The 15494-nt window shown below is 68.0% G+C and carries 15 protein-coding genes; 4 read left to right on the plus strand and 11 right to left on the minus strand.

Translation table 11 applies throughout. The annotated features are described in order from the left end of the window. Positions 1–101: 101 nt before the first annotated feature. Complete coding sequence (locus ACN28I_RS22375; RefSeq protein ID WP_420943984.1) at positions 102–980, minus strand: SDR family oxidoreductase; 879 nt, start codon at positions 978–980, stop codon at positions 102–104. Positions 981–1080: 100 nt separating this feature from the next. Further along, positions 1081–1857, minus strand: coding sequence for a hypothetical protein (locus ACN28I_RS22380; protein WP_420943985.1), 777 nt, complete (start codon positions 1855–1857; stop codon positions 1081–1083). A gap of 152 nt (positions 1858–2009) precedes the next feature. On the opposite strand from ACN28I_RS22380, the gene ACN28I_RS22385 reads away from it, so the two are divergent. Both ACN28I_RS22385 and ACN28I_RS22390 read left to right on the plus strand, forming a co-directional pair. After that, positions 2010–3035 carry an NADP-dependent oxidoreductase gene (locus ACN28I_RS22385; RefSeq protein ID WP_420943986.1) on the plus strand — a complete coding sequence of 342 codons (1026 nt, stop codon included), beginning with the start codon at positions 2010–2012 and terminating at the stop codon, positions 3033–3035. A 22-nt stretch (positions 3036–3057) separates the two neighbouring features. Continuing rightward, positions 3058–4203, plus strand: coding sequence for a glycosyltransferase (locus tag ACN28I_RS22390; protein ID WP_420943987.1), 1146 nt, complete (start codon positions 3058–3060; stop codon positions 4201–4203). On the opposite strand, the gene ACN28I_RS22395 is transcribed toward ACN28I_RS22390, so the two are convergent. The 6 genes from ACN28I_RS22395 to ACN28I_RS22420 all read right to left on the minus strand — a co-directional run bounded on the left by ACN28I_RS22395 (position 4142) and on the right by ACN28I_RS22420 (position 9853). Beyond that, entirely contained in the window at positions 4142–4768 is a 627-nt protein-coding gene (locus ACN28I_RS22395) for a GNAT family N-acetyltransferase (RefSeq protein ID WP_420943988.1), read from the minus strand. The genes ACN28I_RS22390 and ACN28I_RS22395 overlap by 62 nt on opposite strands. A gap of 189 nt (positions 4769–4957) precedes the next feature. Further along, positions 4958–6472, minus strand: coding sequence for an RNA polymerase factor sigma-54 (gene rpoN, locus ACN28I_RS22400; RefSeq protein WP_420943989.1), 1515 nt, complete (start codon positions 6470–6472; stop codon positions 4958–4960). Between the two features lie 261 nt (positions 6473–6733). Beyond that, complete coding sequence (lptB, locus tag ACN28I_RS22405) at positions 6734–7471, minus strand: LPS export ABC transporter ATP-binding protein (protein WP_420943990.1); 738 nt, start codon at positions 7469–7471, stop codon at positions 6734–6736. Then, complete coding sequence (locus ACN28I_RS22410; protein WP_420943991.1) at positions 7468–8403, minus strand: LptA/OstA family protein; 936 nt, start codon at positions 8401–8403, stop codon at positions 7468–7470. Before ACN28I_RS22410 ends, lptB begins: the two co-directional genes overlap by 4 nt. Beyond that, positions 8400–8924 (minus strand): LPS export ABC transporter periplasmic protein LptC, encoded by a 525-nt coding sequence (lptC, locus tag ACN28I_RS22415; protein WP_420943992.1) that lies wholly within the window; start codon positions 8922–8924, stop codon positions 8400–8402. The genes ACN28I_RS22410 and lptC overlap by 4 nt, the downstream gene beginning before the upstream one ends. A 14-nt stretch (positions 8925–8938) precedes the next feature. Continuing rightward, a complete protein-coding gene (locus tag ACN28I_RS22420; RefSeq protein ID WP_420943993.1) occupies positions 8939–9853 on the minus strand; it encodes a lysophospholipid acyltransferase family protein in 915 nt (304 codons plus the stop codon). 17 nt (positions 9854–9870) lie between these two features. Between ACN28I_RS22420 and astB the strand changes: the two genes are divergently transcribed. Further along, positions 9871–11196 (plus strand): N-succinylarginine dihydrolase, encoded by a 1326-nt coding sequence (gene astB, locus ACN28I_RS22425; protein ID WP_420943994.1) that lies wholly within the window; start codon positions 9871–9873, stop codon positions 11194–11196. A gap of 1757 nt (positions 11197–12953) precedes the next feature. On the opposite strand, the gene ACN28I_RS22430 is transcribed toward astB, so the two are convergent. After that, the gene (locus tag ACN28I_RS22430) at positions 12954–13358 is read right to left on the minus strand and encodes a DUF2381 family protein (RefSeq protein ID WP_420943995.1); all 405 of its coding nucleotides are present in this window, start codon (positions 13356–13358) and stop codon (positions 12954–12956) included. Between the two features lie 52 nt (positions 13359–13410). Between ACN28I_RS22430 and ACN28I_RS22435 the strand changes: the two genes are divergently transcribed. After that, positions 13411–14214 (plus strand): hypothetical protein, encoded by an 804-nt coding sequence (locus tag ACN28I_RS22435; protein ID WP_420943996.1) that lies wholly within the window; start codon positions 13411–13413, stop codon positions 14212–14214. Positions 14215–14221: 7 nt separating this feature from the next. Here the strand turns inward: ACN28I_RS22435 and ACN28I_RS22440 are convergent, their stop codons facing one another. Further along, on the minus strand, positions 14222–14443 hold the full coding sequence (locus ACN28I_RS22440; protein WP_420943997.1) for a helix-turn-helix domain-containing protein: 222 nt from the start codon (positions 14441–14443) through the stop codon (positions 14222–14224). Between the two features lie 28 nt (positions 14444–14471). Next, positions 14472–15473, minus strand: coding sequence for a DUF2381 family protein (locus ACN28I_RS22445; RefSeq protein WP_420943998.1), 1002 nt, complete (start codon positions 15471–15473; stop codon positions 14472–14474). Between the last annotated feature and the right edge of the window lie 21 nt (positions 15474–15494).

A 15494-nucleotide genomic window follows, 5' to 3' on the forward strand; every position in this document is an offset into this window, starting at 1 on the left:
CGCCTCCTCGTTAAGAGTGGGTTCGACTCAAGGCGGCGGGTAACTTCCAGTGGAGGCGGCGGGAATCGAAGCCGCCGCCTCCCACGCCTGTCCCCGCGGCTTCAGGCGAGGACCTGGCCGCCGGTGACGCCGAGGATCTCCCCGTTCACGTAGCGCGACTCGTCCGAGGCCAGGAACACGAACGAGGGCGCGAGCTCCACCGGCTGCGCCGCCCGGCCCATGGGCGACTGCTCGCCGAACTTCTTCACCTTCTCGGCGTCGAAGGACTGGGGAATCAGCGGCGTCCACACCGGGCCCGGGGCCACGCAGTTGACGCGGATGCCGCGCTCGATGAGCTCCTGCGCCAGGCCCTTGGTGAAGGTGACGATGGCGCCCTTGGTGCACGCGTAGTCGAGGATGCCCGCCGACGGCTGGTAGGCCTGGATGGACGCCGTGTTGATGATGGAGGCACCCGCCTTCATGTGCGGCAGCGCGTACCGCACCAGGTTGAACATGGCGATGATGTTGGTGCGGAAGGTGCGCTCGACGCGCTCGGCCGTGAGCTCCTCGAACTTCTCCACCTTCTTGCCCTGGTAGGCCGCGTTGTTGACGAGCACGTCGATGCGGCCGAAGCGCTTCACCGTGTCCTCGATGATGCGGCGGCAGACGCTCTCGTCGGTGATGTCGCCCTTGAGCGAGAGCACCTGGTGGCCCGAGTCCTCGACCACCTTGCGCGTCACTTCGGCGTCCGGATCCTCGTTGAGGTAGGCGAAGGCCACGTCGGCGCCCTCGCGGGCGAAGGCCAGGCACACCGCGCGGCCGATGCCGCTGTCCCCACCGGTGATGAGGACCACCCTGTCCTTCAACCGGCCGAGCCCCTTGTAGCTCGTGAGGCCGTAGTCCGGCTCGGGGGTCATCTGGGCCTCGAGTCCAGGATGCGCCTGCTCCTGGCCGGGCATGGGGGGCTTGGGTCCTGCTTCGCGCGGATTCTTCTGAGCCATGGAGGGGTCCTCTCGGGTTGCCTACCCTCCCCACGGTGGGGAGGAGGCCGGACCCCGGCAACCGCCGGAGGAGGAACCCTTGCCAGGAAGGCGGGCGGGCTCAGGGGCTGACGGTCACGTCCGTGTCCCCCGAGTGGAAGAGGCCCCCCTCGCAGCCGGCCACGCCCTCGCAGGAGAGCACCTGCGCGACGGCGGTGCCGCTCAGCCGCAGGAGGTACTGGCCCTCGACGGTCTCGGCGGGAACGGTGAAGCGGGCCGCGTTGCCCTCCTGCCGCACCTCGAGCACGGCCAGGGCCCCGCTGTTCTTGTGGATGAGGCTGGCCTGCGCGGGCGCCTGGAGGACATCCGTCTCGGGCAGCCACACATAGGAGTAGGTCTGCCCGCGGCGCAGGATGCCCGGGGAGCCGCTCTCCGCGCGCAGGAAGCGCCGCTTGGCCTTGGCATCGCGCAGGACGAGCACCACCGAATGGGTGTCGTCCTGGAGGATGACGCGGAGGTCCTCGGTGGGCTCGCCGTCCCAGCGCTCGGGGTCGAAGTCGAAGGTGGCGCGCGGGGGCTCGCACACCTCGCGTCCGCCCACCCCGGTGTCGGGCACGCCGCCGGGCTCGAGCTTCATGGGCTGGCCGTTGAGGGTGGCGGTGGCGCCGTCGGCGAGCCGGGCGCAGGAGAGGCCCTCGGAGAAGACGAGGGTGAAGCGGTGCGCGCCGACGGACGAGTCTCGCTCCAGCGAGTCCACGTCCGTGAGGGTGAACTTGAGGGTGCGGTCCTTCAGGTCCGCGAGGGTGGCGGGCTGGGCCACGGTGCGGCCACAACCGGCGAGGAGCCCCCACGCGGCGAGCGCGCCCAGGACGAAACGGAGAGACGAAGCGGAAGCCATCGCGCGCACCCTACCACCCCCCTCTGGAATGGCCCGTTCCCCGACGCATCCTCCCGCTCCAGCCGGGCAGCCGGGCGAGCCCCAGTCTCGGATGCCCATCACACGCCGTCCCCCGGGCCTTCCATCCCAGAACCGCAAGGGAGAGCCACTGCATGCCTACCCTCAACCGCCAGTTCCTCCTGGCGCGCAGGCCCGAGGGCCGGTTGCGCGAGTCCGACTTCGACTACCGCGAGACACCGGTGCCCGAGCCCGGACCCGGAGAGGTGCTGACGCGGACCGTCTATCTCTCATTGGATCCCGCCAACCGGGCGTGGATGTTTCCCGACCCCACCTACCGTCCGCCCATCGGGCTCGGCGAGGTGATGGCCGGGTTCACGCTCAACGAGGTGGTGGCCTCGAGGGACCCGCGTTTCCGCCCAGGAGACCTCGTCGAGTGTGAGGGCGGCTGGCAGGACTACGCCTTGCTCCCGGGGGACGCGCTCTACCCGTTGGAGCCGCGTGAGCCGTTGTCGCACTGGATGAGCGTGCTCGGGGTGACGGGCAAGACGGCGTACTTCGGCATGCTGGAGATCGGGCGGGTGCGTGCCGGGGAGACCGTGCTCGTGTCGGCGGCGGCGGGGGCGGTGGGCTCGTTCGCCGGGCAGATCGCGAAGCTCCACGGGTGCCGCGTCATCGGCATCGCCGGAGGCCCGGAGAAGTGCCGCTGGCTCATCGGGGAGCTCGGCTTCGACGCGGCCATCGACTACCAATCCGAGGACCTCTCCGAGCGGCTGGCGGCCTGCTGCCCCGAGGGCGTGGACGTCTACTTCGACAACGTGGGCGGCGCGGTGTTCCAGGCGGCGCTGTTCCGGATGAAGAAACACGGGCGCATCGTCTGCTGCGGCGTCGTGTCCATCCTCGACACCGACACACCGCCCCCGAGGCTGCTCGGCGTTCCGGGCCTGCTGTCCATCCTCCGCCTGCGGATGGAAGGGTTCATCGTCCTGGACTTCTATGACCGCCGGAAGCAGGCCGAGCGGGCGCTGGCGGGCTGGGTGGCCGAAGGACGGCTGAAGGTCCGCGAGGACATCATCGACGGGCTGGAGAACGCGCCACGGGCCTTGATGGGGCTGCTGCACGGGGCCAACATCGGCAAGCGGATGATCCGCGTGGCGCCGGAGCCCTCGGGGAGGGGGTAGGCCGCGGCATCGAGGAGGCAACGTGGCGGGCCGAGTGCTCCATCTGGCGGCGGGAAACCTGTACGGGGGCGTGGAGACCTTCCTCGTGACGCTGGCGAAGTCGCCACGGCGGCTGGAGCACCGCTTCGCGCTGTTCTTCGAGGGCCGGCTGGCCAGGGAGCTGCGGGAGGCGGGGGCGTCGGTGGAGGTGCTCGGCCCGGCGCGGCTGGGGCGTCCGTGGACGCTCGTGGGGCCGCAACTGCGGCTGCGCCGGTTGCTGAGCGCGTGGAGCCCGGACCTGGTGGTGTACCACTCCACGTGGCTGAAGCTCGTCGCGGCCCCGGCGCTGCTCGGCTACCGGCAGGCGCTCTTCGTGCACAACCAGGTGGACCCCCATCACCGGCTGGACCGGCTGATGGCCCGGTTCCCTCCGGATGCGCTCCTCACCAACTCGGAGTTCACGGCCGGGTCCGTGTCCGCGCTGGTGCCCCGGCCCCCGCCGCTCGTCGCCGGCTGTCCCGTCGAGGACCGCATCCCGAAGGAGCCCGAGGTGCGCCGAGCCGTGCGCCAGGAGCTGGGCGTGGCCGAGGGCACGACGGTCATCCTCCAGTTGAGCCGGATGGAGCCGGGCAAGGGGCACGCGCTGCTGCTGGAGGCCCTGGCGCGGTTGGGGCGTGACGCGGCGTGGGAGTGCCTGGTGGTGGGAGGCGCGCAACGTCCGGAGGAGCGGGCCTACGAGGAGCGCCTGCGCGCCCAGGCCGCGCAGTGGGGGCTGACGAACCGGGTGCGCTTCCTCGGGCAGCGCACGGACGTCCCGCGGCTGTTCACCGGAGCGGACGTGTTCTGCCACCCCAACGTGGTGCCCGAGGGCTTCGGCATCGTCTTCGTGGAGGCGATGTACGCGGGCCTGCCGGTGCTGACGACGGACATGGGCGGGGCGCGGGAGATCGTCGACGAGAGCTGTGGAGCCCGGGTGCAACCGCGGGCGGATGCCCTCGCCGAGGTGCTCGCGCGCTGGGTGGCGGACCCCGGGGCGAGGCAGTCCCTGGGACGCGCGGGCCGCGAGCGGGCGGAAAGCCTCTACCTTCCCTCCGTCCGGGTACGGCTGCTGGAGGACGCGCTCGAGCTCAGCGCCCGGCCAGCATCGCCTCCAGGCGAGCCTTCGCCTCGGGCCACTCGCTATCGATGAAGCCGTAGAAGGCGGTGTCGCGGACCACGCCGCCGCGCACCAGCATGTGGTGGCGGAGGATGCCCTCGAAGCGGCCGCCGATGCGCTCGATGGCCGCTCGCGAGCGTGCGTTGCGCCGGTCCGTCTTGAGCTGCACCCGCATGACCTTCAGGTCCTCGAAGGCATGGCGCAGCAGCAGGTACTTGCACTCGGTGTTCACCCGCGAGCGCCACACGCGCCTGGCCAACCACGTGCTGCCGATCTCCAGGGTGCGGTGCTTGCGCTGGATGTCCAGGTAGCGCGTGCTGCCCACGGGCGTGCCCGTCTCCTTCTCGAGGATGACGAAGGGACGCTCCACCCCGCGCTCCGCGGCCGCCAGGGTGTCGGCGATGTACGCCTCCACGTCCCCGAGCGTGCTCAGCACCACGTTGAAGTGCTCGAAGATGCCGGGCTCGAGCACCGCGGCCAGCGCGGGCGCATGGCTCATCTCCAGCGGCGCCAGACGGACGGTCTCGCCCTCCAGCGTCACTGGCGGAACGGCGAGGGGCGTGGGCTCACGGTAGAGGAGGGGATCGTTCGCGCTCATATCGGTGGGCGACACGTACAACACGGGGGATCTCGCCGCCACCGCCCTGCCCGCTTCCCGGAACAGGGGCTCAACCCAGGGCCTCCCATACCCTCACCCCGGGGGGCTTGCCCCCCCTTTGAACGACGGGGGGCTCCTCTCCCGGAGGGAGAGGGGATATTCGGAAATGGGGCGCCCTGGTAGCCGGGCTCAGAAGTAGCGCTTGCGCTTGCTGCTCGGGAGGATGCCCAGCACCTCGCGGTACTTGGCCACCGTGCGCCGGGCGATCTCCGTCCCCTGCGCCTTGAGCAGCTCCACGATCTTCTGGTCCGAGTACGGATTGCGCGGATCTTCCTGCGACACCAGTTGCTTGATGTGGTGCTTCACGGCCTCGCTCGCCGTGTCCTCACCGGACACGCGGGCAATGGACGAGTTGAAGAAGTACTTCAGCTCGAAGATGCCCTGCGGCGTGTGCACGTACTTGTTCGTCGTCACGCGCGACACCGTGGACTCGTGCATCCCGATGTCCTCGGCCACGTCCCGGAGGATCAGCGGCTTGAGGTGCGCGATGCCCTGGTCCAGGAAGTCCTTCTGGAACTTCACGATGCTCTCGGTGACCTTGTAGATGGTGCGCTGGCGCTGGTGGATGGAGCGGATGAGCCACTGCGCGCTGCGCAGCTTCTCCTGGATGAACTCCTTCGTCTGCCCGGGCCCCACCCCGCCGCTCTTCAGCGCGCTGCGGTACATGCCGGAGATCCGCAGCTTCGACAGGCCGTCGTCGTTGAGCACCACCGTGTACTCGTCCTCGCCCATCTTGTAGACGAACACGTCGGGGGTGATGTACTGCGCGTCATCCCCGCTGAAGTTGCGGCCCGGCTTCGGGTCCAGCTTCGGCAGCAGCTTGGATGCCTCCACCACGTCCTCGAGCGGCACCTTCAAGTCCTTCGCGATGGCCGGAAGGTTCTTGCTCTCCAGGTACTTCATGTGCCGCTTGATGATGAGGCCCAGCAGCGCCGCGGACTTGTCCTTGAGCGCCGACACCTGGATGAGCAGGCACTCCTGCAAGTCACGGGCGGCGCAGCCCTTCGGATCCAGGTTCTGGATGCGCCGCAGCGTGCGCTCGGCCACCGACATGGGCACGTCCGCCTCGTTGGCCAGGCGGATGAGGGGATCTCCCTCCACATCCTCCAGCTTCAGGTACCCGTCATGGTCCAGGTTGCCCAGAATCAGCATCCCGACACGCCGCTCGGCCTCGTTGAGCCGCAGCGTCCCGAGCTGCTCCTGCAGGTGGTCCGCCAGGTCCTCCTTCTCCACCAGGTTGGCTTCGAAGGACGGCATGTCCTCGGTCGCCACGTTGCCCTTGTTGGAGGCAGTCGTCGGCTCGTTGAACTGGTAGCTGTTGAGGTAGGCCTCCCAGTCGATCTCCGGAGGCCCATCCCCGTCCGCCTTGAACTCGGGTGCCGCATCCGGCGTCCGGGCTTCCATGCCCGCCGGCATCTCCGTGTTCGCCGCCTCCATGGAGGCCTCGCCCGGCTCCTTGTCCGAGGTATCGCCAAAAGGCGTCTCTTCGGGCTGCTCCAGGAGGGGGTTCTGGTCCATCTCCTCGCGGACCTGCTCCAGCAGCTCCATCCGAGAGAGTTGCAGCAGCTTGATGGCCTGCTGCAGCTGGGGCGTCATCACCAGCTGCTGCGAAAGCTTCAGGCTCTGCTTGAGTTCCATCGCCATTTCTATCTCCCGCCCGTTTCAACAATCGACTCGACGGCGGCCCGCCATCAAGGACCGTGCCAAAGTAGCAAGGCCCCCTGACTTCGTCCAGTGTCCGAGAGTCCGGCCCGCACTTTGCATTTTGTGAAATTCTTCTTTTATTCCGCCTACTTGCACTGTCTCCGTCCAACAGGGAGACGTTGCGAAATGGACGTGCGGAACCGTGTCGGCGAGGGGCGGTGACCGGCCTGGCAGGGGGGAGTGAAGCCGGATTCTCGGCCCTCAAACCGACTGCAAGCGGAATCGCTCCCCGAGGTACACCGCCCGCGCCCGGGCCGAGGAGGCAATCTGCTGCGGGGTGCCCTCCTCCAGGATTTCACCCTGTGCGATGATGTAGGCACGGTCACAGATGCCCAGGGTGTCCTGGACGTTGTGGTCGGTGATGAGGACGCCCAGGCCGCGGGACTTCAGGTGGGAAATCTGCCGCTGGATGTCGCCCACGTTGATGGGGTCCACGCCGGCGAAGGGCTCGTCGAAGAGGATGAAGCGGGGGTTGGGGATGAGCGAGCGGGCAATCTCCGCGCGGCGGCGCTCGCCCCCGGAGAGCGTCTCGCCGAAGGAGTGGGCCACGTGGCCCAGGCCGAACTCCTCCAGCAGCTCACGGGCGCGGCGCTCGCGAGCGGCCTTGTCCAAGCCCTTCTGCAGCTCCAGCACGGACAGGAAGTTCTCGAAGACGGTGAGCTTGCGGAAGACGGAGGCCTCCTGGGGGAGGTAGCCCACGCCGCGCAGGGCCCGGCGGTGCATGGGCAGGGCCGTGAGGTCCTCATTGTCCACGCGCACCCGTCCGGCGTCGGGCCGCACCAGGCCCACCACCATGTTGAAGCTCGTCGACTTGCCGGCGCCGTTGGGGCCGAGCAGCCCCACCACCTCGCCCTGCGAGACATGGAAGGACACGCCCTGCACCACCCGGCGGCCCCGGAAGCTCTTCTGCAGACCCTCGGCGTGGAGATGGCTGGTCATGGCTGCTTCGTTCCCCCTGGCTTGTCCTTGCGCTGCTGCTGTTCCTTCAGGGGCGCCGTCTTGAAGACGACGGTGGCGTCATCCCCCTCGAAGCTCTTGCCCCCGAGCGCCATGCGCACCTGGGTGCCCCGGAAGTGGATCATCGGATCCTCCGCCTCCGGGTTGCCCGTCACCACCAGCATCCGGCTGGGCACGTTGAGGCGGGCCCGCTCCCCCTTGGCCCGGCGATCACCGTCCACCGCGCGCACGTTGCCCGCGCAGTCGGCCCGCGTCACCTCGCCCGTGCCGTTGTAGTAGGCCGTCAGCTTGTCGCACCGCAGATCCAGGGTCCGGTGCTTCACCACCACATCGCCCATGAAGGAGGCCTGGGCGCGCGTGCCGGCCACCCGCTTGGAGGTGATGACCACCGGGATGTTCTGCTCGGCCCCCTTGCCCTCGAGAGGCGCCGAGCGCAGGGTGACGGTGGCGTCCTTCACCTCGAAGTTCTGGCTGCCGAGCATCAGCCGCAGCTCGGAACCCTTGAGGTCGGCCGAGGAATCCCTCGCCTCGGGGTTGCCCGTCACCACCAGCAGGCGGTTGGGCACGTCGAAGTCGGCCCGCTCGCCCTGGGCGGTGCGCTCGCCGTCCACCGCGCGCACGTTGCCCACGCACTCGCCGCGCGTCGCCGTGTACTTGCCGTTGAACTGGGCATAGTGGGCGGTGAGCTCGTCGCAGCGCAGGTCCATCGACTCGCGCTTCGCCCGCACGTCCTCCTTGAACCGGAGGGTGGACTGGTCGCGCAGGATGGTCATCCGCTTGGAGGTGATCTCCGTCTCGCCGCCCTTCGGGGAGGCCACCACCGCGCTGGGGGCGCGAGGGGCCACGGCGGAGGCGGCCGCGGCGGGCTGCACCGGCTGGGTGGCGAAGAAGGCCGTGGCCAGGAACTCAATCACCGCGCGCCTCCCTGGAGGGTGGTGTGCACCGAGCCCTCGAAGTCGTACTGCCCCGTGGGGAAGGACAGGGTGAAGGAGTCCGCCCGCATCCGACCCGTGGGTCCCGTCACCACCACGCCCTCCGTGCCCCGCGCGAGCTGTTGGGTACCGTCATAAGTGGCTCGAGGGGTGCGCGCCACCATCCCGGAGGCCGTGCGCACCTCCACGTCTCCCGAGGCCACCAACTGCCGGGTGCCGGGGCTGCCCTCCATGCGCTGCGCGCGCACCGTGGTGTCCCCTTCGGTCTGTCCGCCCTTCGCGTCCTTCCCCATCACGTGCACGGTGGCCCGGGTGGCGGTGAGCTCGCCCGTGCGCTGCCAGGTCGCCTGCTCGGCCTCGCCCGTCATGGTCAGCGTGCTGCCGTCATACGAGCGCAGCCGCGCCCCATGCATCACCACGGCGGGTGGCGCGGCGTCTTCGGCCGCCTGCTTCGGAGCGCAGGCCGCCAGGAGGGCAAGGAGGCTGAGGAGGGGACGTCGCACGAGGGGTATCTCTATCACCGGGCAGGGGTGGGACGGGTCTTCCAACGCTGGTGCATCCACACCCATTGCTCGGGGGCCCGGCGGATGGCTGCCTCGATGCTCAGCGAGAGAGCAGCCGTGAGCGTCACGGCATCGGCCTCGCGGTCCCCGCTCGACTGCCAGGGCACCTCTTCCATCCAGAGGTGGTAGCTGTCGCCCTCGCGCTGACAGAAGCCCACCACCACCGCCGCGCCCGTGCGCAGCGCCAGGTCCGCCGCCGCCCGGGGCGTGGCCGCCAGCTCGCCGAAGAAGGGGACGAAGACGGACTGCACCTTCGTGTCCTGGTCGATGAGCAGCCCGAGGATCTCCCCCGCCTTGAGGGCCCGCAGCATGGCCCGGGCCGAGCCCTCCTGGCCGCGCCAGATGCTGCGTACCCCGCCCTGGGCGCGGAAGCGCTCGACGAGCGTGGTGAGCCGCGGGTCCGTGGTCTCCTTGGCGATGCTCTGGCTGGGGTAGCCCGCGCGCGCCACCCGCCGGGCCAGCAGCTCCCAGTTGCCCACATGGCCGGAGACGAAGACGACGCCCCGGCCCCGGGCGAGCGCGGCCTCCAGGACGCCCCGATCCCCGGCCTCCCAGCGGACCAGGCGCTCGAGCTGACGGTCCATGGCGGCGGTGGCGCCCACCTCGAATGCGGCCATGCCCAGGTGACGGAAGGAGGCGCGGGCCAATTCATGCCGCTCCGCGTCGGACTTCTCCGGGAAGGCGCGGGCCAATGACTTCAAGGCCTTGCGGCGCTCCCCGCCCGCCACGGCGAAGGCGAACCGGCCGAAGCCCGCCCCCAACCACCGGGCGAAGCCGAGCGGAAGGCGGCTGACGATGGCCAATGCCGCACGGACGAGCAGGTAGCGGAGGAAACGCTTGAGGCGCTTTGCTAAGGGTGGGCGCTCCACGAGCGTTTCCATATCCCATGCGCGAATACAACTTCGACGGCATCGTCGGTCCCACCCACAATTATGGCGGTCTGTCGCCCGGCAACCTGGCGTCCGCGGTGCATGTCGGTGAGGTGAGCCATCCCCGCGAGGCGGCCCTCCAGGGCCTGGAGAAGATGCGCTTCGTCGCGGGCCTGGGGGTGGGTCAGGCCGTGCTGCCGCCCCAGCCGAGGCCCTCGCTCAAGGCGCTGCGCGCGCTGGGCTTCACCGGCACGGACGAGGAGGTCATCACCCGGGCCGGCAAGGAGGCGGACCATCTGCTGCGGCTGACGTCCAGCTCGGCGGCCATGTGGACGGCGAACGCGGCCACGGGGGCGCCCTCGGAGGACACGGCGGACGGGCGCATGCACCTGACGCCGGCCAACCTCCAGCAGATGTTCCACCGGGCGCTGGAGGCGGAGACGACGCACGCGGTGCTGCGCGCCATCTTCGCGGATGAGCAGCGCTTCGCCGTGCACGCGCCGCTGCCCGGCGGCGGGCACTTCGCGGACGAGGGCGCGGCCAACCACATCCGGCTGGTCACCCCGGGGCACAAGGCGGTGCACCTGCTCGCCTGGGGCCGGAGCGCGTGGCGGGACGACGTGCGCCACCCTACCCGCTTCCCCGCCCGGCAGACGTACGAGTTCAGCCAGGCCCTCGCGCGGCTCCACAAGCTGGATCCGGCGCGGGTGCTGCTGCCGCAGCAGGCCCCCGAGGGAATCGACGCGGGCGCCTTCCACACGGACGTGATGGCGGTGGGCAACGAGAGCTTCCTCATGCTGCACGAGCTGGCCTTCGTGGACCCGCAGGGGCTGCTGAAGACGCTGCGCGAGAAGCTGGGCGAGGGCTTCACGTACGTGCTGGCCAGCACCGAGGAGCTGCCGGCGCGGGACGCGGTGAAGGCCTACCCGTTCAACTCGCAGGTGCTGACGCTGCCGGACGGCACCATGGCCATCATCGCGCCCGAGGAGAGCCGGGAGACGGAGCCGGCGCGGCGCTTCCTGGAGCGGGTGGTGGCGGAGAACAACCCGGTGAAGCGCGTGTATTACCTGGACGTGCGCCAGTCGATGAACAACGGCGGCGGCCCGGCGTGCCTGCGCCAGCGCGTGTGGCTCACCGACAGCGAGCGCGCCGCGGTGAAGGCCAACGTCTTCTACAGCCCGGAGCTGCACGAGACGCTCGCCGGCTGGGTGAAGCGGCACTACCGTGAGGACCTGCGCGCCAAGGACCTGGCGGACCCGAAGCTGGCCCGCGAGACGATGACGGCGCTGGACGAGCTGACGCGCATCCTCCACCTGGGCAGCGTCTACGATTTCCAGAAGTGAGGCCCGGAACTGCAACTTTCGACACCTGTTCAACTGCAGCCGGTAGACAAGCGGGTCTTATGAAGCTCGGACGGTCACGCGGGGCAAGAGCCCCAATCAGCCCTCTAAGGGAAAGCACATGCTTTGCACCAACTGCCACAAGCCGCTGACTGAGGCGCAGTGGTCACAGGACGAGAAGCTGAAATCGTGCCCCGGATGCTCCGAAAAGCACGGAACCCAGCACGTCTTCTACTCGTACCCGGCCGCTTTCGGCACAACACAGGCCCGCACGTCTAGCGAGCACGAGGAGGGCCCACAGAGCCACTGTAAGAACTGCCGGGAATGGGGCAAGCATCGTGAGACGCCGCGTGCATGCCGTGAGGTTCTGGAAATCAAGCCGAAGCCCCCGACGGTTCGGCGCAAAACGTAAGGGGTGGTTGAACCGTCCCTTTGAATCGGCGGACGGCCCGTCCTGAGTGCCTATACCGTACCCGGTCGCCTACTGAGCAGGAGACATAACTTCTGCCTGCTCTCCATCATTCAGAGCTTTCACAATCGATGGAATCAGCACCTGCAAGGTGCCGTGCTTCCACAGCAGACGAGCAGTCGTAAGACGGCATAAGCCCCATCTGCCCCCTTAATCCCTGAAGCATCGGTAGGCACCTAGCCCAGACTCCAGGCCTCCTGGCTTACCCCTCCTCACTGCGCAGGTAATCAACCAGGATGCGCACTGCACACCTAAGCGTCCGCCAGGACCCGCCAGAGCGGGCAGGCTGTTATGAGTTCAGGATCTCGGGTCCAGGCTCTCCAGCATCGACCACCACAACCTCAAGGTTCACGGGAGGAAGGTGATTCAACTTGAGTTCAACAAATCGTGGCAGCCAGAAAGTGCGTAACGACTTTTACCCCACACCAGCATGGTGTGTGCATCGACTCCTTGAGCGCTTGCCATTACCAAGCGGGAATTGGCTAGAACCAGGAGCGGGCGAGGGAGCTATTATCAGAGCGGTCGACCGGCCAGACATAACGTGGACTGCAATCGAGATACGACCCGACTGCCGCAAACCACTTGAATCGCTAGTCGACCCGTCCAGAATCTTCATCGACGACTTCCTTAACATTCCGCGTCATCATCCACTCAATACTCGATCTTTCGAGGTAGTTCTCGCCAATCCCCCGTTCACGCATGCGATGGAGTTCATTGAGGCTAGCTTGCGTCATGCAGAAATCGTGGCAGCACTGCTACGATTGAACTTCCTTGGCACAGGGAAACGAAACGCATTCATGCGTACTTATTGCCCAGACGTATACGTGCTTCCTGACCGGCCATCCTTCACAGGCCAGGGCACGGACAGCATTGAGTACGGCTGGTTCACCTGGAGACGCGCTCACAGAAGGCGAACCGCAGGACAGATAACCGTCCTCGCCCCAACTCCCGCGCATGAAAGGAGCAACAAAACAGGCAGCAACCCGAAAGCAACGAAGAAGTCCGCAGCATGATCCCAACAACTCTCAAGACAAAAAAAAACGAGAGGTTCAAGCCATGAGTTCACCATGCCCAGGATGTGGAGAGCCCTTAACCGACTCAATCACAACCAGAGACGGCCAGTACAAAAGCTGCCCCCGTTGCTCGGAAATGCAGGGCAGACACGCCTTTAGAAAAGCAGCCGACTTTGGCGAACGCAAGATGCAGAATGGACGAGTCTACATACAGTCCCACTGCCCTGAATGCCGCTCCAGGCAATCGCCCCCATCACCCGACTTCACCTGTTAGGTTGTCATGGGAGCGTCACCCCCGAGAGGGTGGCCGTCCGGTTCGTGCTCTGGTCCCACAACTTGAGCACATAGGGGCCAGAAGCCGCGCGCCCGGGCCGATCCACCTCCACCAGCACGCGGCTCAATTCGCCCGGCGCCAAGGGCCGCGGCGACCACACCTCCAAGTCCCACCGCACGCCCTCCCCCACGAGTTGCGCGTGCGTGGGAGTCCAGGGATGGCCCCCCTGGTTCCGGAGATTCATATCCACCGCCAGCCGCGTCACCGTGACCTCTTTCTCTCCCCCTGTGGCGCGGTAGCTCATAGCACGCTCCACGGTGAAGGATTCTCCTGGGCGCAGGGCAATGTCCTTGGTGATGAGCTTGGAGGGAATGCCATCCTCGCCCATCTGATTCAAGGAGAGCCGCACGAAGCGCCTGCCGCTTGAGGCGCATCTGACCGCCGTGGTAGCGCGCAAGGCCATGAACACGGAACACTCCCCGGTGCTCGAGTTTCCAGCGTGGCTCTACGGCACCACCGCTGCCATCCTCCGCAAGGGGAGAGCCGAGGGCCACTGGTGGGCCCGGAAGTACCTCAAGACCGGTGCCTTTCCCCTGCCCCGGCAGATGCGCCAGGTGCAGCCCGGTGAGGTGCTGGTGATGCACCAGGGGGGCGAAGGTTTCGACTGGTTCCGCCCGCGCTGGCGGATGCACTTCTTCGGCGACGTCTTCATGGGCTTGGATGAAGGCGTCCCGAAGGAGGAGCGTCAACGCACGGAAGAGTCCTTCGAGTCCTTCTGCCTGAGCACTCCTTGGGGGGCTCTCTACCATGCCGTGTCTCCGCGCCCGCCGCATAGCGCTGTGCACGTGGCGAACCAGCTCACCTCGGTGCTCCGCTTCTGGGACGTGCTCCAGGGCCCTCGCTACGCGTTCTGGCCCGATAGGGAGTACACGCTGGAAGAACTCATGGAGGATATCTACGGCAAGACCCTGGAGGCCTGGTGCCCCAAAGGCCCGGCCTCGGTCCGCGAGCACCTGGCCCTGACGGTGGAGCGCATGTCTCGCGCTACCCGAGAAGAGTGCATGGAGGCCGTGCTCCGGGTGATGCCTGTCGTGGTGGAGATGGACGCCGACTTGAAGCACCGCGAGGCGCTCCGCGACCCGGACTTCCTGCGCGAGCGCCTCCGCGCGCTTCCCCCGGAGGTCTTCGAGGATGTTTCCAGCGCCTACAGATACGCGGCGAGCGGGCCATTGTGGGCATGGAACAGGGAGTTGGGGCGGCATTAGCATCAGATCAGCACGGAAGGGTGGTGCCGCCTCGGTCCACGATGGCCGCCACCGCCGCGAAATCCAGACGCAGAATCGGGCAGAGGCCTCGGAGCATCTCGACGGTCGGCATCCGCTGCGCGCGCTCGATGTCGTCGCATACTCCCGTGTGCATACCCAGGGCCGCCTCGACCTGCTGCTGGGTGAGCCCCGCGCACTCCCGCGCGACCCGGAGCGTGATCGCGAGCACGAGAAACCCGCTCCATGCATGGCGAACGTCAGATATGTCTGGCCCCCGAGTGAAGAGATGCGTCAGGACTGGCAGGTGATGAAAGACCCATGGCGTCCTGAATCATGGGAATGTCACTCCCGAGAGCGTGGCCGTCCGGGTCGTGCTCGCGTCCCAGAGGCTCGAGCAGGTAGGGGCCGGATGCCGGTTGCCCGGGCAGCTCCACTTCCACCAGCACGCGTAGCGAGTCGCCCGGTGCAATGGGCTGTGGCGGCCACACCAGGACATCCCACCGCACGCCCTCGCCCACGAGCTGCGCGTGCGTGGGAGTCCAGGGCTCGGTGCCCCGGTTCCAGAGCTTCAGTTCCACCGCCAGCCGCGACACCGGAGCACCTTCCACTCCTCCCGTGGCGCGGTAGCTCACCACCCCCTCCACGGTGAAGGCTTCTCCAGGGCGGAGGGTGACGTCCCTGAGGGGCCTGGCGCGGACGCCCTCGTGGTTCATCTGATTCAAGGCGAGCAGGCCCATGATGCCCCGGGGCGCATCACGCTCCGCGCGCTCCCGTGCCCGTTGTGTCTGGCATTGCCTGGCGCTCGCCTCCGCCTCCTCGGCCTGTTGCCGGTACGAGTCGCACGGGCGCGGCTTGCGGTAGACCTCCACCTGCGACTCGGCCCGCGGCGACACCACCAGCGTGAACTCCAGGCTCGCGGGCGTTGCCCCATCCGCGAAACGCACCGTCAACGTCAACCGCTTGCCCGGCTTCAGCTCGCCCGAGGGCAGCAGGTTGAGCATGTGCCCGTCCTTCGACAACTCGACCTGACGGAAACGCTCTCGCTCCTCCACCACGACCCCTCCGCTCTGGACGGGCGTGTCGAAGACGAACGCGAGGGTGCGATTCGGCCCGATGGGCACCTCCCGTGCCTCATCCGCCGTGTCCGGCGTCACCGTGAAGCGGGGGGCGCCCGACAGGTCCCAGGGGGTGGTGACGGGCTGTGCGAATGCGGGATCGCTCGAGTGGAGCAGGAGCAGAAGGGCGGACCAGGTGAGCATGGGAACGAGACCTCTGGAGTG

Source organism: Archangium gephyra, from assembly GCF_049060025.1.
Taxonomy (GTDB): Bacteria; Myxococcota; Myxococcia; order Myxococcales; family Myxococcaceae; genus Archangium; species Archangium gephyra_A.

Coding starts and splice junctions, on each gene's coding strand:
- ACN28I_RS22375 (WP_420943984.1), bottom strand. CDS start 980: ATGGCTCAGAAGAATCCGCGCGAAGCAGGACCCAAGCCCCCCATGCCC.
- ACN28I_RS22380 (WP_420943985.1), bottom strand. CDS start 1,857: ATGGCTTCCGCTTCGTCTCTCCGTTTCGTCCTGGGCGCGCTCGCCGCG.
- ACN28I_RS22385 (WP_420943986.1), top strand. CDS start 2,010: ATGCCTACCCTCAACCGCCAGTTCCTCCTGGCGCGCAGGCCCGAGGGC.
- ACN28I_RS22395 (WP_420943988.1), bottom strand. CDS start 4,768: ATGAGCGCGAACGATCCCCTCCTCTACCGTGAGCCCACGCCCCTCGCC.
- rpoN (WP_420943989.1), bottom strand. CDS start 6,472: ATGGCGATGGAACTCAAGCAGAGCCTGAAGCTTTCGCAGCAGCTGGTG.
- lptB (WP_420943990.1), bottom strand. CDS start 7,471: ATGACCAGCCATCTCCACGCCGAGGGTCTGCAGAAGAGCTTCCGGGGC.
- astB (WP_420943994.1), top strand. CDS start 9,871: ATGCGCGAATACAACTTCGACGGCATCGTCGGTCCCACCCACAATTAT.
- ACN28I_RS22435 (WP_420943996.1), top strand. CDS start 13,411: ATGAACACGGAACACTCCCCGGTGCTCGAGTTTCCAGCGTGGCTCTAC.
- ACN28I_RS22445 (WP_420943998.1), bottom strand. CDS start 15,473: ATGCTCACCTGGTCCGCCCTTCTGCTCCTGCTCCACTCGAGCGATCCC.